The 22,092-nt window shown below is 68.2% G+C and carries 1 protein-coding gene; it reads right to left on the bottom strand.

Translation table 11 applies throughout. From position 1 onward, the window contains the following. Positions 1-20 precede the first annotated feature (20 nt). Positions 21-22,091: an SDR family NAD(P)-dependent oxidoreductase gene (locus AC15MQ_RS18725; protein ID WP_483080962.1), complete on the bottom strand. Its 22,071-nt coding sequence runs from the start codon at positions 22,089-22,091 to the stop codon at positions 21-23. Between the last annotated feature and the right edge of the window lies 1 nt (position 22,092).

Genomic DNA, 22,092 nt, shown 5'->3' with positions numbered 1-22,092 from the left:
AGGTTGAGATCGCGCCGGCCCTAGAGGCCCGCACGTCCGGAGTGGTCCCACTGTTGGTGCAGGGCCGGGCTCAAGGACAGGGCACTCGCCGAAAAGCGCCCGACCTGCGCGCCGGCGACCAGGAAGACGCCGTCAATCCGCAACCTGGCGGCGCTGCCGATCTCGAATCTATCACAGGCCAGTAGTTCCAGATAAACTCCTTCGTCCCAATACAGCGGGCGCTGCAGGCTCACCTCCAGCGTCTTGAGCAGATCTACCTGCGCGGCGCGGCGCGCCGCCGGCTCGGGCTGCCCCGGCCCGGTTGCCGAAAAGAGCCGCAAGCCCTGGCGTGCCGCCTCGGCCAGGACCACCGAATCGATCATCCGGCCGGGAAAGTCGTTGACGAAGCTGGCAGCGCCTGGCGCCAGCAACCAGCAACCCGGCCGGTCGGCGCCGCCCTGCACTTCGCTGAGCAGGACATTCGCCTCGTTACGCTTGTTGAGCGTGTGCGGGCTGGCCGGCCGCAAACCGGGCGGCGGCGCGCTCGCACCCGAGGGACGCGGTGCGCCGCCGTGCACCGCGAAGCTCGCGCGCACCATCACCCGCCCCTCCTGGCTGACACTGGCCGTGTACTCGTCATGCGCCGATGTCGCCACGACTTGCACCAGCGCTTCGGGCTGCTTGCGACAGACCTCGATAAAGTCGAGCGCCAGCGTCGAAACGCACACCGCGGTCTCCGGCGCCAGACCGTAGCGATGCATATGCGCCACCTTGACCGCCTCGCTCATCGCCGCCCCCAGATGCAGACCCGAGATGTGGTCGAGCGGATGGTCGAACAGGAAGGGATGCGATTGATCGACCACGACCCTCGCCTTGAGGCTCAGAGGCTCGTTCGCTTCGATGCGCAAGGCCTCGCAGAGCACGTTGCGCGCGTCACGCCTGAGCACCTGCGCGGTGATTTCGCTGCCCTGCCGCGCTGGTGGCGTGAATGCCAGCAGGGTCGCGGTCGGGGCTGGCGGGCCGGCCTGCTCGATGTATGCCACCAACGCAGCGATGCTGCTGCAGCACAACAAGGCATCGCCGTCCTGCTGGCGGTCGAGGACGGGAAATTCGCGCGTCAGGGCCGCCGCGAGTTGCAGCAGGAACACCGAGTCGAAACCCCGCGCATGCAGGTCGCCGTCGTCGGCGAAGTCGGCGGCGGGCAGCCCGGATAGTTCGGCGACGCAGGCGACGACCCGTCCGCGCACATCCGTCGCCGCCGGCGGTGCCGGCGGCGACGCGGGCAGGGCGACGAGCGGCGCCGCATCGATCCAGTAGCGTTCCCTGGCAAACGGATAGCTTGGCAGGCTCAGACGGCGCGGAGTGGCGCCCCGATACAGCCGCTGCCAGTCGACAGACAGGCCCCTGGCCCACATCTCCAGTAGCCGCGTGTATTTTCCCCTGGCCAGCCAGTCGTCCACGAGGAGCGACGCACCGTCTTCGTCGGCGAGCAGCGACAACGTTTCCCTGTGGCGCCTGACCTGAGCACGCACGCCACTGCCGAGCGCAGCATCGACGACGAATGCGTGCAGGTGATCGATCAGTTCCGGAAGCGAGGACACGGCCCAGCCGAGCCGCTCATCCATCGCCTCGCGTCCGACCTGCAGCGTATACGCCAGCGACTCCAGCCAGGCGGCGTTGTCGTCGTCAGCCTGCGCTGGCCGCGCACGCAGGCAGGCCAGCAGATTCGCCGCCATTTCCTGCAGACGCTCTTCGTTGCGCGCCGACAGCACGATCAACGCCGGCCGCCCGGTTGCCGGCGGCGCCTCCCGCGCCGGCGGCAGATACTCTTCCAGCAGCACATGCGCGTTCACGCCGCCGAAGCCGAACGAGCTGACGCCGGCGCGGCGCGGTAACTCGCGCCCTTGCGCGTCACGCTGCGCCAGCCATGGCGTGGTTTCCTGGACGACGTAGAAGGGGCTCCCGGCGAGCTCGATGTACGGGCTGATGTGCTCGCTGTGCAGGCTCTTGACCAGGGTCCTGTGCCGCATCTGCAACAGAACCTTGATGACGCCGGCGACGCCGGCGGCCAGTTCCAGGTGACCGATATTGCTCTTCACTGAACCGATCCCGCAAAACGCCTGCGTCCCGAGTTCACCGAAGGCACTCTTCAGGCCGTTGATCTCGACCGGGTCGCCCAGCCGCGTGCCGGTGCCGTGCGCTTCGATGTAGCCGATGCTGCGCGGGTCGATGCCGGCGCGCGCATAGGTCTCCCTGAGCAGCGCGGCCTGCGCCAGCGGATTCGGGGCGGTCAGCGAACTGGCACGCCCGCCGTGATTCTCGGCACAACCGCGGATCAGACCATGGATGGGGTCGCCCGCCCGTTCCGCGTCGGACAGGCGCTTGAGTACCAGCATGCCGACGCCTTCGCCGCGCACATAGCCGTTGGCCTGCGGCGAGAAGGTCCTGCAGCGCCCATCGGGGCTCAGCATGCCGGCCTTGCTGAAACTGATGTGCGCGTCGGGGGTGACCATGGTGTTGACCCCGCCGACGATCGCCATGTCGCAGCTACCGTCGCGCAGCACCGCCACGCCGCGGTTGAGCGCCACCAGCGAACTGGAGCAGGCAGTTTCGATCGGCTCGCTCGGGCCATGCAGGTTGAGGAAGTAACTCATCCGGTTTGGCCCCATCGAGGCCACCACGGCGGTCGAGCTGAAAGCGTCGTGCGCGCGCGGCGAGCGCGCCAGCAGGCTGCCGTAGCTGCTCGCCCCGGTACCGACGAACAGCGCGGTGCGACTGCCGGACAGGGTTTGTGCGGCATAGCCGGCGTCTTCGATGGCCTTCCAGACATGCGTCATCAACAGCCGTTGCTGCGGATCCATCACTTCCGCTTCGCGCGGCGTGATGCCGAAAAACAACGGGTCGAACTGGTCCACGCCGTCGATGAAGCCGCCCCATTTGACGTTGGTCCTGTTCGCTTCGCGCCCCGGATCACCGTAGACGGCCCGCCAGTCCCAGCGGCTGGCGGGTATCTCGCTGATGCAGTCGCGCCCGGCGAGCAGATTGTCCCAGAACGCATCGACATCGGCAGCCATCGGCAGACAGGCGCTCATGCCGACAATGGCGATCGGCTCGGACGCGGTGTCGGCCGGCGCTGCGGCAGTCCGGTGCCGGCGCCGGCTGCGCGGCGCCGGCTGCGGCGGCAGTGCCGCCGGCGTTGCCGGCGCCGCGCCGAAACGCCGCGCGAACACCGCCGGGTGCGCCTCGACCAGATGAGCGGCAAGCGCAACGATGGTCGGAAACTCGAAAAACAGCGTCGGCATCAGATCCAGGTCGAACTCCGAATTGAGCCTGTTGGCCAGTTCGGTGAGGGAAATCGAGTCGAAGCCGTACTCGCTCAGCTCGCTGTCCAGATCGATGTCCGTCGGGTTCACCTTGATCAGCGCGGACACCATCTGCCGCAAGGCAGCGCGCACCTGGCCGTGCAGTTCGCCCGCCGGCACCTCGACGACGGTGCCGGGCGGCCGCGGCGCAGCCGCCTCGACCGGGCGCGTGCGAAAACCGCTCAGACGCACGCAGACGCGTCCGTCCTGGTCACACAGCGCAATGTCGAGTCCGTCGCCAGCGTTCGCCACGACGGCCCACATCTCGGTGGCGCAGGGAGCGGCGATGTCGACCCGCCTGACCGCGAACGGCAGCATCGCCGCCGCGCCATCCAGCCGGCCGTGGTCGTCGAGCAGCAAGCCGAGACTAGACTGGATTGCCGCGTCGAGCATACCCGGATGCAGCACGAAACCGGCCCCCAGGCTGGGCAGCGAAAGGCGCGCCAGCACTTCCCCGGCCCCCACGTGGAGCGCGGCGATGGCGCGGTGGCCGGGTCCGTAGTCGATGCCCATCCCGGCAAATGCGCCGTAACACTGCGCGCCGCTCAACTGGCCGCGCACCATCCTTTGCTGTACGGCGGGCAGATCCAGCACCGCCGCCGGCACGCCGCTGGCCAACACTTCGGCCACGCCCTGGCAGTGGATCACCGCTTCCTCCACAGCACTCTGGATCGCGAAGGCGATTCGACCGTCGTTCTGCTCAGTCAGGACCACGTCGAGCGGCAGCGGCGTGTCGCCGGCAATGAAGGGACGCGTCCAGACCACATTGTTCAGGACCATGCCCGGGCAATCCTCAAGCGTGTGCGCGACTGCCGCGCGTGCCATCTCCAGGTACGCCGCGCCGGGCAGGACACGTTGCCCCTGCACCTGGTGATCGGCCAGAAACGACTCCTGGCCGCTGAAACGCGAGGTGAAACGCTGCGCGTTGAAATCGGAGGTATTCGCATGCAACAGGGGGTGCAGCAGGGATCCCCCCGCAGCCACCGGCCGGGTCGCGGCGGGCGCCGCCCAGTAGCGCTCCCTGGCGAATGGATAGGTCGGCAGACACAGACGCGGTGGCATGCCGGCGCCGTACAGCCGCTCCCAGCCGACGTTGAGTCCTTTGGTCCACAGTTCAAGCAGGCGCATGGTCTTGCCCTTGGCCACCCAGGCATCGATCAGGACCGCGGCATCCTCGTCGGCCGCCAGCACCGACAGCGCCTCCTTGTGACGCTTGACCTGGCCGCGCATGCCGCCGCCGAGCGCGCCACGGGCAACGAAAGCCTGCAGATTGCCGATCAGCTCGGTCACCGTCGTCACGCTCCAGGCGAGCCGTTCCTCCATCGCGTCGCGTCCAAGCTGCAAGGTGCAGGCCAGCGATGCGAGCCAGGCCGGACCAGGCTCGGCGGCGCGGTTCAGGAAGGCCAGGAGATTGGACACGACCTCCAGCAGCCGCTCCTCGTTGCGCGCCGACAGCACGATCAGCGCCGGTCGATCGGTGGCAACAGGCGTCGCCGCCGACGGCAGATATTCTTCCAGCAGCACATGCGCGTTGACCCCGCCGAAGCCGAAGGAACTGACGCCGGCGCGGCGCGGCAGTGGCTGGCCCTGTGCATCGCGCTGCGCCAGCCACGGCGCCGTCTGCTGAACGACGTAGAACGGACTGTCGGCAAGGTCGAAATAAGGATTGAGCTGCTCGCTGTGCAGGCTCTTGACCAGCGTCTTGTGCCGCATCTGCAGCAGCACCTTGAGCATGCCCGCGACGCCGGCGGCCAGTTCCAGATGACCGATGTTGCTCTTCACCGAGCCGAGTCCGCAGAACCCCTGCTCGCCCGACTCGCCGAAAGCCGCCTTCAGCCCGGCGATCTCGACCGGGTCACCGAGCCGCGTACCGGTACCGTGCGCCTCGACATAGCTGATCGTGCGCGGGTCGATGCCGGCGCGGCGGTAGGCGTCGCGCAGCAATTCGGCCTGCGCCTGCGGATTCGGTGCCGTCAGTGAGGTGGCGCGCCCACCATGGTTTTCGGCGCAGCCAAGGATCACGCCATGGATGTGGTCGCCCGCCTCCTCGGCGTCTGACAGGCGCTTGAGCACCAGCATGCCGACGCCCTCGCCACGCGCATAGCCGTTGGCCTGTTGCGCGAAAGGCTTGCAGCGCCCGTCCGGGCTCAACATGCCGGCCTTGTTGAAACTGATATGCGCTTCCGGAGTGATGATGGTGTTGATGCCGCCGACGATCGCCAGGTCACAGCTGCCGTCGCGCAGCACGGACACGCCGCGGATGACCGCCACCAGCGAACTCGAACAGGCGGTTTCTATCGGTTCGCTGGGGCCGCGCAGATTGAGCAGGTAGCTCATCCGGTTGGGCCCGATCGACGGTACGCTGGCGGTCGCGCTGTAACCATCCATCGACCGCTGGGCCGCCGAAAACCGGGTGTGATAGCCACTCGCACCGGTGCCGACGAACAGCGCAGTGCGGCTACCGGACAGGCTTTCGGGCGCATGCCCGGCGTCTTCCAGCGCCTTCCAGACGTGCACCATCAACAGGCGCTGCTGCGGATCCATCACTTCGGCCTCGCGCGGCGAGATGCCGAAGAACAGCGGATCGAACTCGTCGATGCCGTCGATGAAGCCGCCCCACCTGACAGTCGACGGGTTCGGTTCGCGCTCGGGATCGCCGTCCAGGGCCTTCCAGTCCCAGCGGCTTTCCGGGATTTCCGAGATACAGTCGCGTTCGGCCACCAGATTGGCCCAGAAGGCATCGAGATCGACGGCCATCGGCATGCAGCCACTGATGCCGACGACGGCGATCGGTGCCGGCGCGCCGGGCAACGGTGCCGGCCGCGCGGCTGCCGGCGGTTGTTCCCGCTGTGTGGGCGGTTGGCGGGGCGGCAGCGTGCGCGGCGCGAAGCGGCGCGCGAACACCGCCGGATGCGCGCCGAGCAGGTAGTCGGCCATCGCCGCAATGCTCGGATACTCGAAGCACAGGGTCGGCGTGAGTTCCAGGTCGTAAGCGTCATTGAGCTTGTTGGCCAGCTCGGTCATCGCCACCGAGTCGTAGCCGTATTCGCTGAGCGCGACGTCCGGCTCGATCACCTCGGGTCCGACCTTGATCAGATCCGCCGCGTGCTGGCGCAGCATGGCGCGCACCCTGTCGCCGAGATCGCACGCCGCTTCCGGCAGGTGCGCCGCCGCGTCGGCTCCGGGCTGCGCGGCCCGGGCATCGAACAGATCGAGCAGCCTGTCGCGCTCGCCGGCGGCGATCAGCACCTGTGCATGGCCGCTGGCGAGCGCCTGGTAAAACGCTGCGATGCCGGATTCGCTGGCCAGCGGGCTCAAACCGAAGCGATCGCGCATCAGCTTCACGCTGGCGGGGTCGGGGCGCATGCCGCCCTCGGCCCACAACGGCCAATTCAGCGCCAGGCTGCGGCCAGCGCGCTCGCCGCGCGCGACCAGGGTATTGCGGTAAGCGACGTAGTGGTCCATGAAGGAATTGGCGCACGCATAGTCGGCTTGACCCGGGTTGCCGGTCACCCCGGCAAGCGAAGAAAAGGCCACGAACAGTTCGAGCGGCAAGGCGCGGCTGGCCAGGTCGAGATTGACCAGTCCGCGCACCTTGGCGGCCAGCACGGCATCCAGGTCGGCACGGCTCTTCTTCAGCAGATAACTGTCACGCAGCACCCCGGCACTGTGCAGGATGCCCGTCAGGCTGCCGAATTCGCGACCGATCGAAGCCAGCATGCGCTCCACCGCCACGGCGTCGGTGACGTCCAACTGGCGATAGACCATCCCGGCGGCGGACACCGGCAGCGACACCGCCGCCGCCCGGCCGCTCAGGATCACGGTGGCACGCGGCGCCTGGCGGAGGATGGCGCGGGCGAAGATCAGGCCGAGGGCACCGGCACCGCCGGTGATGAGGTAGACCCCGTTGTCGCGCCAGGGATGCGCGAGCACGGGGGCCGGCGGCAGTTCGACGTGTTCCAGGACTTGTCGGCGGCCGGCGCGATAGCGCACCTGTGGCACGTGCGGGTGCGCGCTTTCGGTTTGCAGAATCTCGGCGAGATCCTCCGATCCGGAAATCGCGATCAACTGCGTCCGGAGGCGCGGATTTTCCAGTTGCGCGGTCTTCAACATCGCCGCCAGTGCCGCGAAGAGTGCCCCCTCGCCGTCGAGCGGAACCACCACCTGCAGCAGCACATCGCTGCGCGGCTTCTCCCGGAGCAGGCCCTGCAAGACCTCGAAGACACGCCCCGCGGCGGCGGCGAAGCGCGCGCCGCTGTCGACACCCGCGCAGTCGATCACCTCGCAGCGCGCATCGGTGACGCTTCCCGCGCCACAGCACAACACCAGCTGCCGGCCGGGGTCGGAGGCCTCGCCGGAACTGGCAGGCGCCTGCTCGCGCCAGCAGGGGTGCAGCAGCACGACGCCGTCGAGTGCGCCGGGCGGCGCCGTGACGGCGGCGTGTTCCGCTGCCGTCACGGTCGTTGCCGGGAGCGTGGCGCCGGTGCCGGGAATCCAGTAGCGCGCGCGCGCAAACGGATAGACCGGCAGGCTGATGCGCGCCGGCGGCGGCCCGCCGTACAGCCGCCGCCAATCGAGCGGCATACCCTGCACCCACAGTTCCAGCAGTTTGTCGTACTTGCGCTTGTCAACCCACGCCGCGATCGCCCCCTGCAGATCCTCGTCACGGAAGGCCGACAACGCCCCCTTGCCGGCCTTGATGTTGCCCCTGAACCAGGCGCCCGTGGCGTCGCTCCCATCTAGAAACTGGCGCAGGCCGAAACGCAATTCGGCGAGCGATGAAACCACCAGGCCGAATCGCTCGTCCATCGCCTCGCGACCAAGCTGCAAGGTGTAGGCGAGTGCTCGCAGCCGCGGCTGTTCAGTTTCCAGATGGTCCAGCAGTTTGCGGGCAAGTTGGGCGAGTTGCTCCGTCGTGCGGGCCGACAGCACCACCACGACGGCGCCGCCGCCATCACCATCATCGCCGGCGGCGGCCGGCGGCGCGGCGACGTATTCCTCGATGATCAGGTGGGCATTCGATCCTCCGGCACCGAAGGAACTGACGCCGGCACGCAACGGCACCTCGACCAGCGCACCGTCGATCGCGATGCGCGGACGCTGCCATGGACCCAGGTGCTGCTGCACCACGAACGGTGTGCTGTCGAAATCGATGTTGGCGTTGAGCGTGGCCGCATGCAACGACGGCGCCAATTGGCGGTGCTTGATCTGCAGCAGCACCTTGGTCACGCCGGCAACGCCGGCCGCGCTTTCGCAGTGACCGATGTTCGACTTGACCGACCCGATGGCGCAAAATCCGGTATCGGCCGTGTCGTCGCGGAAGCTGCTGCTCAGACCGGCGATCTCGATCGGATCTCCCAGCGCGGTGCCGGTGCCGTGCGCTTCGACGTAGCTGACGGTGCGCGGGGAGATGCCGGCCCTGGCGTAGGCGCGGGCGATGACGCCGGCCTGGGCCTGCGGATTCGGCACGGTATAGGCATTGGTCTTGCCGCCATGGTTGATGGCACTTCCCTTGACGACGCCGTAGATGTGGTCGCCATCGGCGATGGCCTGCGCCAGCGGCTTGAGCAGCAGCACACCGACGCCTTCGCTCGGTACATAGCCGTCGCCGCCATCACCGAAACTCCGGCAGCGGCCCTGACTCGACGCAAACCGGCCTTGCCCCAGCGCCAGATACTTGTTCGGATGCAGCGTCAGGTTCACGCCGCCGGCGATGGCCATCGAGCAATCGCCCTGCTGCAAGGCCTGGCAGGCCAGATGGATCGCGGTCAAGGACGACGAGCACATGCTGTCGACCGCCATGCTCGGACCGTCCAGGTCGAAGAAATACGAAACCCGGTTGGCAATCGAGGACGGGCTGCCGGACAAGGCCATCGGCCTGCCCAGAGCGGTCTGTTCGGCGCCGTAGAGCTGGTACTCCTCGTACATCACGCCGACGTAGACCCCGACGCTGTGGCCCGACTCGGTCAGGCTGTGGCGGGTGTAGCCGGCGTCTTCGATGGCATGGTAGGCCCCTTCGAGGAACAGGCGCTCCTGCGGGTCGATGATCTCGGCGTCGCGCGGCGAGATGTTGAAGAAGAGCGGATCGAACTGATCGACGCCGTCCAGGAAGCCGCCCCATTTGCTGTTGGTCGCCCCCTGCCGGCTCCTGTCCGGGTGGTAGTACCGGCTGTGATCCCAGCGCTCGGCAGGGACCTCGGTGATGCAATCGACGCCGTCGCGCAAGTTGGCCCAGAATTGCTCCAGGCTGGTGGCCATCGGATAGCGCCCCGACAGACCGATGATGGCCACATCGAGAACCCCGCCGGAAGAGACCGGAGGGGCGGTACGCTCGACGCCGATCAACGGCACTGCGGCAGACCCCGTGGCGGCGGCCACGGCAGCACTGTCGGGGGCACCGAAAAGCGTGCGCAGGCGACCCGCGTGCGCGGTGACGAAGTAGTCGGCGAGTTCATCGAGGTGCTTGTGCTCGAAGAACAGGGTCTTCGACAGGGCGCCGAAGGTCTTTTCCAGCTCGCTCGTCAGCTTGATGACCATCACCGAATCGAGCCCGTATTCTTCAAGCGGAGTGTCCACCGCGATTCGCTCGGCAGCCAGCCGGGTGGCTTTGGCCAGCAATCCCTTAAGGTAGCGGCCGGTACGCTCCTTCAGCGCGGCGTCGGTCGAGTTGTCCGCAGCCGGCGCCAGACCCTGTGCGGTGGTCAGGCGGCGCGCGGCAAAGCCGAGCAGGCGGGCGCAGACTTGCCCGTCGGCGTCGCACAGGGTGATGTCCAGTTTTTGCATCTGCTCGCCGGCGTGGCTATCGCCACTCGCCGCGACCAACGCCCACACCGCCGCAGCACACGGCGCCAGAATCTCCACGCGCGCCAGCGCGAACGGCAGCATCGCCGTCGGCGCGGCGAGCGCCCCCCCGGCATCGAGCAGCAGGGCCAGGCTCGCCTGCAGCGCCGAATCCACCAGGCCGGGCGGCAGCACAAAGGCGTCAGCGGTGGCCGGCAAGTCCAGCCGCGCGAGCGCTTCGCCGCTGCCGGCATAGACCGTCTGGAGGCCGCGATGCGCGGGACCGTAGGCAATTCCCAGCGTCGCGAACGCCGCATAACATTGTTCGGCGCTGAACCGGGCGCGCGTCATCCTGGCCTGCAGGACCGACAGGTCGAGTGTGGCGGCGGGCGGCGGCGCCGCGATTTGCGCCCGACCATGGCTGTGCAGCGCGGCATCGCTGTAGATCCGGAAGGCAATGCTGCCGTCCGGCTGCCGGCTCAGGCCGACATGCAGGCCGGCCGGCTGGCCTTCCTCGACGACGAAGGGGCGCTCCCAGACGACGTTGCCGAGGACGATACGCGCGTCCTGGACCCGAGCCACCCGGTTCACGGCGACGCGCGCCATTTCGAGATAGGCGACGCCAGGCAGGACGCGCCGTCCCTGTACCAGATGGTCGGCCAGAAACGATTCGCCGCCGCTGAACGTGGAGGAAAAGCGCAGGCCGTCGAGGTCCGAGCTGTTGGTGTGCACCAGGGGATGCAGGAACGGCGCCGCCGCGTCCGTCCGGGGTTCTGCACGAGCAATCCAGTAGTGCTCCGCAGCGAAGGGGTAGGTCGGCAGGCTGATACGGCGCGCCCCGGCATGGATGCCGAAGTCTGACCAGTCGAAATTGGCACCCTGCACCCACCGCGGCAGCAGTTTGTCGTATCGTCCCTGCGCCGCCCAGGCCGCCAAGCTGCGCCGCATTTCGCTGTCGCCGTCACTAGCGGCCAGCGCGTCGCGCTTGCCGCTCAGCTGACCGTGGTACACCGCGTCGCTGCCGCCATGCAGATAGGCGCGCAGATGCTCCTGCACGCCGGCCAGGGAATCGGCAACCAGCGCCAGCCGATGATCCATCGCCACCCGCCCGACCTGCAGGGTGAACGCCAGGTCCGCCAGGCGGGTATCCGGATGCGTCTCCAGGAAGCTCAGCAGATTCTGCGTCAGCACGCGCAAGCGTTCGTCATTCTTCGCCGAGAGGACGATCGCCTGCGGACCGGCAGCGGCAGCGGCGCGCTCCGGTACGACGAATTCCTCCAGCACCACGTGCGCGTTCGCGCCACCGGCGCCAAACGAGCTGATACCGGCGCGGCGCGGATATTCGCGGCCCTCGATCAGCGGGCGCGGCCAGGGCCCCAACGCGCGTTGCAGGGTGAATGGGCTGTTCGCGAAATCGATCTCCGGGTTCAGCGAGTCCGCGTGCAGCGACGGTGCCAGTTGCGCATGCCTGAACTGCATCAGCACCTTGGTGATGCCGGCCAGGCCGGCGGCGCTTTCGCAATGGCCGATATTCGACTTGACCGAGCCGACCGCGCAGAACTGCCGGTCCTCGGTCGAGGCACGAAAGGCGCGCGTCAGGCCGGCGATCTCGATCGGATCGCCGAGCGCGGTGCCGGTGCCGTGCGCTTCGATGTAACTGATGGTGCGCGGCGCGACATCGGCCCGTGCACAGGCCTCGCTGACGACGCGCGCCTGCGCGACGGGGCTCGGCACAGTGTAACTGTGGGTCTTGCCGCCGGCGTTGATGGCGCTGCCCCGGACAATCCCATAGACCTGGTCGCCAGCGGCCAGGGCATCCGCCAGCGGCTTGAGCACGAGCGCACCAACGCCTTCGCCGTCAATGAAACCATCGGCCTGCGCACCGAACGACTTGCACTCGTCGGACGGCGAGAGCATCACCATTTCGGACAGCGTCACAAAGTGCTGCGGATCAAGGATCAGGTTGACGCCACCGGCAATCGCGCAATCGCTCATGCCGCTGTTGATGCTTTCGATGGCCAGGTGCAGGGCCGTCAGTGACGACGAGCAGGCGGTGTCGACCGACAGGCTGGGCCCGGTCAGGTTCAGCAGATAGGAAACCCGGTTGGCCACCGACCAGAATGCGGCTCCGGTCGGGTAACGCCCGTTCATCACCCCGACAAACACCCCGACCTTGTGTTGCCCGCCGAGGCTCTGGGGGGTGTAGCCTGCATCCTCGATGGCGCTGTAGGCCTGCAGCAGGAAGAGCCGCTCCTGTGGATCCATGCGCTCGGCCTCGGCCGGCGAAAGGTGGAAAAACAGCGGGTCGAAATGTCCGACATCATCCAGGAAGCCACCGAACCTGCTGTACATGGCGCCGCTCTTGCCCGGCTCGGGATCGAAATAGTCATGCCAGTTCCAGCGCTCGGGCGGGATCTCGGTGATGCAGTTCCTGCCCTCGCGAAGGTTCTGCCAGAAGCGCTCGACGTTCCCGGCCTGCGGATAGCGGCCCGCCAGGCCGATGATGGCGATGTCCTGCGAGCGCGCGGCGGACCGGACGCTGGCGACCGGCGCCACCGCCGCGGCGACTGGCGGTGACGGGGGCGATGGTGGCGGGAGCGGCGAGGACGCCGGCGGTAGCCGCGGCGTGGCCACGTCGAGCAGCGCGGCGAGCGCCGCCGGCTGGGTTGCCAGCAGGTGCTCGATCAGCCCGTCGATGCTCTGAACTTCGAAGAACAGCGTGCTGCTGATATCCGGGAGGACGCTGCGCAATCGGCTGGTCAGCTGCACCACCAGGATCGAATCGATCCCGTAGCGTTCCAGCGGCTCACAGGCTTCGATCTCGCTGGCCGGAATGCGGATGGTCTCGCCGACCAGTTCCCTGAAATAACTGCGTGCCTTGTCGCGCACCAGGTCGCCAGTGGGCGCCGGCGCCGCTTCGGCAGGCTTCTGTTCAGCCTGCCCGGACAGCGCGCGCAACGGTTCTCCGGAGGATTCCGGGATGAACGGCGTGGCCTGTCGCACCACGCCGTCGCTTTCCGCCACGATGATCTGCTGACCCATGCCGTGCGCGGCAGCAGCCGGGAAAGCGACCAGGCCGAAACCTTCGTCCTCGAGCACGGATTTCCAGGACTGCGGGGACAGACCGGGCGACCCGGGGATGCGCAGCGCTGCGTCGTCGTACAGCCACCAGCCTTCGAGCAGACCGAAGGTCAGATGGCTGAACAGCACGTTGTCACTCAGTTCGTTGAGCAGCAGCACGCCGTTGCGGCGCAGCGCGGCCTTCGCGTTGCGCAGCGTCGTGCGAATGTTGCGCGTGGCGTGCAGCACATTGCTGGCAATCACCACGTCGAAGGCTCCGGCAGCGATCTGCTGAGCGGCGATCGGCTGCCCGACATCGAATCGTTGGTAACTCAGGTAAGGGTTGCCGGGGCCGTATTCGCGCTGCGCATGCATCAGGAAGGCCTTCGACAGATCGGTATAGCAGTATTCGTCGAGGTGATCCCGATACCGCGACAGCTTCGCGAAGACCTGCGCACTGGTGCCGCCGGTACCAGCCCCGATTTCGAGGATGCGGATGCGCGCCTTGGGGTCCTGCGCCAGCCTTTGCCCGAGATAGGCGAGCAGCACGTCCGACAGGACGGCGTTGAAGTAGTCGGCCACCAGGTTGTTCTTGTAGATGCCCTCGACCAGCCTGAGCGAGGAATCGGGAAACATCGCGTCGGTAGCCAGGTGTTTCTGGTTGAGGATGTCGGGCAGGGCACGCAACATGGTGTCGACCAGCAGCACCTGGGCACGGCGGTTCGCGTCCTGCAGCCATGGTGCTTTTGCGTGTTCCCAGTCGGCCCATGCGGCAGCGCCGTCGATACTCCGCAGAGCAACGGCGGAAGTGTCGATCCAGCCATGCCGCATCAACACCACCAGGCTCTCATCGAACCAGCGCGCGTACAGCGGCGGCAACCGTGCCTTCATCGCGGCAATGCCCTGGCCGGCAAACAGGCCGATCTCCCGCAGTTGCGCGAACAGCAGGCGCGCCAGCAGGACATCCAGGTCGCTCATCTGCGCCCCCACCGTGGCACGCAGTTCATCGACCAGGATCTGTTGCGGTGGAAGCGCCTGCTCGATCTGGCCGAGGCACGAGGGCAAGGTTTGCGGATAGACGCTGATGCTTTGTTGGCTGTTTATCCCATCGACCGCCGTCAGGCGGGTGCTCCGGACCAGCGCGAGTTGACCGGCGCCGCCGCCGAGCAACGTTTCCAGCGCGGCCATGGCCACGGGTGCCTCGATCGACGCCAGGCCAGCCTGGGCCATACGTTGCTGGTACTGCTCGCCGGCCACGATGCCGACCCGGCCCCAGTATCCCCAGTTCATCACTTTCACCGGCGTACTGCCGTGCTGTCCCAGGTAGCAGGCAAAGGCATCCTTGAACGTGCAGCCGGCGGCGTAATTGCTCTGTCCCGGCATTCTGGCGAACGACTGGATCGACGAGAAGAACAGCACGAAGTCGAGCCGGCGGTGGCCGAACACCTCGCCAATGCGCACGCTGATCGCGGCCTTGGCGCGGTAAGCGGCGAGGAAGCGTTGCTCGTCCATCCTCGCCAAGCTCTGGTCGAGCAACACGATGGCCGAGTGCACGACCCCGTGCACCGGCCCGAAGGCGCGTTCGATCTGCGCGCGCGCGGCAGCCAGCGCGGCATAGTCGGTCGCGTCGGCACTGACGTAGTGCACCGCGCCACCGAAGGCGTCGATGCGGGCCTGCAGTGCCGCGTCCGGCCTGGAACGACCGATCCAGATCACGCTCGCCTGGTAGCGACGCACCACGTAGTCGGTCCACACCGCGCCCACGCCACCAGCGCCGCCGATCACCACATAGACGCCGCCCTGCCGGTAGCCGGTCGCGCCCGGATCCGTCGACGACAGCGGCACCAGTTGCCGACGGTGCCATTGCCGCCGCCGCCACACCCAGGCGTCGCCGCGCGCATCGAACGGCAGGCCGAAGATGGCTTCCAGTGGCCATTCCACACCGATCTCGACGTCGGCGATGCGTACCAGCCAGTTCGGATACTCCTTGGCCAGCGAACCGAACAGGCCATGCAGGGCGGCGTCGGCCGGCAAAACGGGGTCCGAGCCGGCGATCGGCTGGCACTGACTGGTGATCAGCGTCCAGTGCAGGCCGCGGGCGTCGTGGCCGGCGCCCAGCAGAGCCTTGATCAGGCGGAAGGCGCGCAACACGCCATGCTCCTGCCACCCCGGCTGCTCCGCTGTCGCCGCGGCGCCGCCCACCCACAGCAGGTGGTCGAAAGTGTCCAACGCCGCCAGCCGCGCGGCGATCTGCGCGACGCTGTCGTCAATGCCCAACTCCAGCACCTGCGGCGCGAACCGCTGCAACTGTCGCAACACGGCCGGCGCGGCCCCAATCACCAGCATCCGGCCGGTCAGCGATGGCGCCGGTGGCAACTCCTGCGCATCCCATACCGGCTGCAACAGCACCGACAACGCGGCTTCGGCCGGCGCGCCGGTCTCCAGCACGCGCGCACTGTAGCCGAGCATGCGCACGCACACCTGGCCGCGCTCATCGCACAGGTCGATATCGTATTTGTCCAGCGTCTGCGTGGCATTGCGCCTGATGACCGCGGACATCGCCGGCGCGCATGGCGCGAACACCTCCAGCGTCTGCAAGGCGAACGGCAGCGCCGTCTGGCGCTGCTCCGGCAGCAATGCCACCGCGGCCTGGATCGCCGCATCGAGCAGGCTTGGATGCAGCACCACCGGCATCGCGGCGCCGTCCGGCAGTTCCAGTCGGGCGACGGCAAGCCCGGCACCGGCATGGATCTCCCGCACCGCCTGCAGGCGCTCGCCGTGTTCGATGCCGATGGCGCGCAGGGCCGCGTAGCACTCGCCGCGCGTCACGCTGCGGCCGGCGCAGGCGGCGCGCAAGGCAGCCAGGTCCTGGTGCGGCGCCACCTGCGCCATGGCCTCGACCAGCCCCTGGCTGTAGACCCGTTGCGGGTCGTCGGCGGCACCAATCCGGAATTCGAACGACCCACCCGCGACCGGATCGAGCGTGATCCGGATCTCCGGCGCCGGACCCGCCAGCGGGCGAAGCCAGACGACGTCGCGCAGGCGAATGCCGGTCTCGTGCCCGAGTTCGGCGGCGAACGCCGCACGCGCCATTTCCAGCGCCACGACGCCCGGCATGATGCTCTTGCCCTGGACCTGGTGGTCGGCCAGGAAGAATTCGCGGCCGGTGAAGCGGGTAGCAAAACACCTGTCGCCCAGCTTGCGCTGCAACAGCGGGTGCACAGCCGCCGCCGGCTCGGCAGGCGCGGCCGGGGCGATCCAGTAGCGATCGCGGGCGAACGGATACGTCGGCAATGGCAAACGGCAATAGCCGTCGCCAAACAGTCCGGCGCAGGTTGGTTCGGCGCCGTCAAGGTAGGCTTCGGCAAGGTTTTCCAGTTCGCTCCGGTACACCGGCGCGCCCGGCAGGCGCTCGACGCACTGCTGCCACAACCGGGTCGCGGCGGCTTGCCGGGTGCGCCCCGACGGCGCCTGCAGGCGCGGCGCGGCAAGCGCCGCGCACAACTCGTCAAGATTGCCGACGACCACCGCCAGCCGGTACTCGAAATGCTTGCGCCCGCCGATCAGCGTGAAGCTCAGGTTGCCGAGGTCAAGCGTCGGCGTTTGCCGGCAGAAGGTGAGCAGTTGTTCGGCCTGTTGCCGCAGTTGCCGTTCTGAACGCGCCGACAGGACGACCAGGTAAGCGGGCAGGGACGCGTGCCGGCGGGCCGATACCGGCGCCTCGCCGATCACCAGGTGGGCATTGGTGCCGCCGGCGCCGAACGAACTGACCGCCGCCAGGCGACCGCCCTCGGGCCACGGCAGCAAGGTGGTATTGACGAAGAACGGGCTGTCGGCGAAGTCGATCGCCGGGTTGCCGACGTGGTAGTGCAGGGAAGGCGGTATCTGTCGGTGCTGCAGTGCGAGCACGACCTTGAGCACGCCGGCCACGCCCGCCGCGTACTGGCTGTGGCCGATGTTGGTCTTGACCGATCCCAGCGCGCAATACTGCCGGCGCCCGCCGTCGGCGCGAAAAGCCTTGCTGAGCGCGCCGAATTCGATCGGGTCGCCCAGCCGGGTGCCGGTGCCATGCGCTTCGACCATCCGGATCTGCGCCGCGTCGATGCCGAAGCGGTCGTAGATGCGGCGCAACAGGGCCTCCTGCGACCTGGCACTGGGCGCGGTGATGCCGTTGGTGGTGCCATCCTGGTTGACCCCGGAAGCGCGGATCACGCCGTAGATATGGTCGCCGTCGGCCTCGGCGTCAGCCAGGCGCTTGAGCAGCAGTACGCCGGCACCCTCGCCCGGCACGAAACCGTCCGCAGCGGCGTCGAAAGCGTGGCAGTGCCCGCTCGCCGACAACATGCCGGCGCGATTGGCCGAGGTGTAGAGCTTCGGAGTTGCCTGCAGGAACACCCCACCGGCCAGAGCCATCGCCACTTCGCCGTTGCGCAGGTCCTTGCAGGCCAGGTCGATGGCCACCAGCGAACTGGAACAGGCGGTGTCGATGGCCAGCGCCGGGCCTTTCAAGTCCAGATAGTAGGCGATGCGCGACGGGATCACCGCCGCCATGTTGCCCCACAACGACTGCGCCGAGGGCTGGCCGAGGAACAGATCCTGGTAGTCGCCGGCGCAGCAGCCGACGTACACGCCGCAGGCGCTCCCCGCCACCGCCGCCCCGGCATAACCGGCGTCCTCCAGCGCCTGCCACGCCTCCTGCAGGAAAAGCCGCTGCTGCGGGTCCATGTAACTCGCTTCCAGACCGGAGATATTGAAGAACAACGCGTCGAACTGGTCGATGCCATCGACGAAGCCACCGTGGCGGCAACCGCCGTCGTCCGGCAAGGGCCAGCGCGACACCGGTTCAACCAGGTCGCGGCCGTCGGCCAGGTGCCGCCACAATTGCGGCAGCTTGTCCGATTTCGGGAAACGACCGCTGATGCCGATGATGGCGATGGCCTCGTCGCCGCCGCGTGCTGCGTCCGGCGCTGCGGTGGCTGACGAGAGTGGCGCGCTGCCGTCCTCCTGGTAGAGCGTGCGCACATGGGCGCTCAGTTTGTCGACCGAGCTGTAGTCGAACAGGCAGGTGGTTGCCAACGCGATGCCGAAGGCCTCGTTGAGCGCATGCACGAGATTGACGCCGAGGATGGAATCGAGGCCATAGTCGGCAAAGGACTGATCGGGCCTCAGCTCGCCCGGCGCCAGGTTGAGCGTGGCGTTGAGTTTGTCGATGATCGTCTGGACGATGAATTCGTCGCCGACGCGCGGCCCGGCGGCTGTAGCCGCGGTAGCCGCCGTCGCCGCGGCGACGGGAACCGGAGCGGTCCGGCGGCAGCGATCACCAATCCAGTAACGGTTCCTGGCGAAGGGATACGTCGGCAGGCTGATGCGCCGCGGCGCGACGCCCGCGTGCCCGGCGAACCAGTCGATGGACTGGCCGTCCAGCCACAATTCAAGCATCTGTGCCAGGTCGCCGCTGGCGGCGCGGCGCTGTCGCGCCGGGTCGGCGTCGAGTTCCCGCTGCGCTTCGACCGGCCGCGACACCCGCCCGAGTTGCACTCCGGTTGCATCGCCGGACAGGAACTGCTCGAGCCTGGCAGTGAGGTCGGCGACCGAGGTGGCCACACATCCCAGCCGGAAGGGCATCGCCTCGCGCCCAATCTGCAGCGTGTACGCCAGGTCCGCCAGGTTCACGCGCCCGTCGCCAGGCGTCACGCGCTGCGCCATGGCGTCGATCGTCGGGCAGTCCTGCAGGCTGCCGTCGAAACCGAATTCTTCCTGCAATTGCAGCAGGTGCAGCACCTCGACACCGTATTCTTCGAGCGGCACCGCCCCTTCCAGCAGGCCGGGATCGACGTGCAGGAGCGCCGCCAGGCGTCCCCGCAGCGCTTCGGTCAACGCCGACGCGGGCGCAGCGCCGGGGCGTTTCAGGAAGGCCAGCAACTGCGCCGCGCGGTCGCGCAAGGCGGCTTCGCCACGCGCCGACAGCAACACCGCGGCCGGCCGCGGCGGCGGCGTGGCGGCGCCCGGGGCAACGTACTCTTCCAGCAACACATGCGCATTTGCGCCGCCGGCGCCAAACGAGCTGATTGCCGCACGCAGCGGCAACGGGCCGCGCGGCCAGGGAGCGAGTTGCTGCTGCACGAAGAACGGGCTGTGCGCGAAATCGATATGCGGGTTCAAGACCGTCGCATGCAGGCTGGGCGCCAGTTGCCGGTGCCGGAACTGCAGGACGATGCGGGTCAGGCCGGCGATGCCGGCGGCCGCTTCGAGATGGCCGATGTTCGACTTGCTCGAGCCGATCGCGCAATAGCCGGAATCCGCAGTGTCGACGCGGAAGGCCTCGGTCAGTGCGGCAATCTCGATCGGGTCGCCCATTTCGGTACCGGTGCCGTGTGCTTCCACGTAACCGATGCTGCGCGCGTCGATGCCGGCCTTGTCGAGTGCCGCACGAATCAGTTCCCGCTGCGCAGCCGGATTGGGCACCGTATAGCCGTTGGTCTTGCCGCCGTGGTTGATCTGCGTGGCGCGGATCACGGCGTGGATCGGGTCGCCGTCGGCAATCGCACGCGCCAATGGCTTGAGCAACACGCAGCCGACGCCCTCGCCCGGAACGAAACCGTCGCCGCCCCGGCCGAAGCTCTTGCAGCGCCCATCCGCAGACAGCATGTGCGCGGCGCTCAGTTCGACATAGCTCGACGGATGCAGGTAGAGATTGACGCCGCCGGCGATGGCCAGCTCGCAGTCACCGTGGCGCAGCGCCTCGCAGGCCTGGTGGACCGCGGTCAGCGAGGACGAGCACATGGTGTCGACCGGCAGGCTGGGGCCGTTCAGGTTGAACAGGTAGGAGACCCGGTTGGCCAGCGAACTGAAAGAGGTTCGCGGCTGCAGGGTCTCGCCGCCCTGCCACAATTCCGGCCCGTACAGGCTGAAGCCGCTCTTGGTGATGCCGGCAAACACGCCGACACGGCCACGGTGCCGGCTGGCGATCGTCTCCCTGGTCAGCGCCGCGTCTTCGAGCACCTCCCAGCACGCCTGGATGAACAGTCGCTCCTGCGGGTCGATGCCCTCGGCTTCGCGCGGCGAAATGCCGAAAAACAGCGGATCGAATTCGGCAAAACCATCGATGAAGCCACCCCACTTGCTGTAGCTCCTGCCTTGCGCGACCGCCAACTGGTGGTCCGGCTCGAAGAAACCCGGCAGCGGCCAGCGCTCGTCCGGGATCTCGGCGATGCAGTCGCGGCCGGCCTTGAGATTGTCCCAGTATTCGGCCAGGGTGCGGGCTTGCGGATAGCGTCCGCTGATGCCGACGATGGCGATCGGCTCGCTGACGCCGGCCGCAGACCTGGTGAGCGGTGCCGGTGTGCCGGCCGGCGCGCGCCATCGCCGGCACGCCGCGGGATGATGCGCGCACAGGTAGTCGGCCAGCGCGGCGAGGGTCCGGTATTCGTAGAGCAGGGTCTTGGGCAGGGCGCCGAAGACGGCGCCCAGCTTCTGGTTCAGGCGCGTGATCATGATCGAGTCGATGCCGTAGCTTGACAGCGGCTCGAACGCGTCGAGTTGTGCGGCGGGAAACCGGGTGGTGGCGGCGAACAGTACCTTGAGCTCGGCCAGGACGGCCGCCGGCGAAGCCGTCGCGTCCGTGGCGATGTCGCCGGCGACCGCGGCGACACGCGCCGGCGGCTTGAGCAGGGCGTCGATCCGGCGGGAATCGCCGGCCGCCACCAGCACCTGTCGCGCGCCGCCGGCGACCGCCTGGTAGAAAGCCCGCAGACCGTCCTGCGTCGCCAGCGGCGTCAGACCCATGCTCTCGCGCAGCACGTCGGCGGTCGCCGCGTCGACGCGCATGCCGCCATCAGCCCAAAGCGGCCAGTTGATCGACAACAGGCGCGCGTGGCCGGCCGCATAACGATCCATGAAGGCATTGGCCGCCGCATAGTCGGCCTGGCCGACATTGCCGGTGACGCCGGCGAGCGAGGAAAAGGCGACGAACAGATCGAGCCCGACGCCGTCACTGGCCTGGTCGAGGTTGACCAGACCGCGCACCTTGGGCGCCAGCACGGCACGCAGGTCGGCAGCGCTCTTGTGCCGCAGGTAGCCGTCACGCAGCACCCCGGCGCAGTGCAGGATGCCGTTCAGGGCACCGAATTCTTCCCTGATCGCGCGGACGCCGGCACTCACCGCCGCGGCGTCGGCCACATCGATCTGGCGGTAGCGCAGGGGCTCAGGCAACGGCTGCGCCGGCTGCGGCGAACGACCCGCGAGGATCACCGTGGCCTGCCCGACGTGGCGCAGGATGTCACGCGCAAACAGCATGCCCAGTCCGCCGCTGCCGCCGGTAATCAGGTAGACCCCGCCGTCCCGCCAGGGATGCCCGGCCGGCGCCGCGGCGCATTCCTCGCTGACCATCACCGAGCGCACGCCGGCGCGATAACGCACCAGCGCATCGGCTTGCCTGCCCTCGACGCGCAACACGGCGGCCATGTCGTCAACTCCTTCCAGGCCGATCACCTGGCCGCGCAGGCGCGGATTCTCCAACTGCGCCGTCAGGAGCAGACCGGACAGGCCGAACAGCGTTTCCTGCGCCGCCGGGACGGCAACCTGCACGAGAACCTCGGGGCCCTGCGCGGGCAAGGCCTTGAGCGCCGCCAGCAACTGCGCAGCGTAGGTCTCGAAGCGGGCGACCGCATCAGCCTGGCCGGCGCACAGCGGTGTCGCCGCGTCAACCGGTCCCAACTGCTCGCACGCCCACAGCAGGCGCTGCCGGTCGTCGCCGAATGGCCTGCCCGGGCCCTGTTCACGCCAGTGCATGGCGAACAGGGAAACGACTGCGTCGCGCCGACCGCGTCCGGCGTCGAGTCGACGGTGGGCTTCGGCCTTGTCGATCCGACCACATTTCAAATCGTGCAAAATCGCCTGCAGACGGTCCACT

Source organism: Candidatus Accumulibacter propinquus (genome assembly GCF_056856495.1).
Note: the sequence above shows the minus strand (reverse complement) of the source record. Positions and strands in the feature narration are given on the sequence as shown.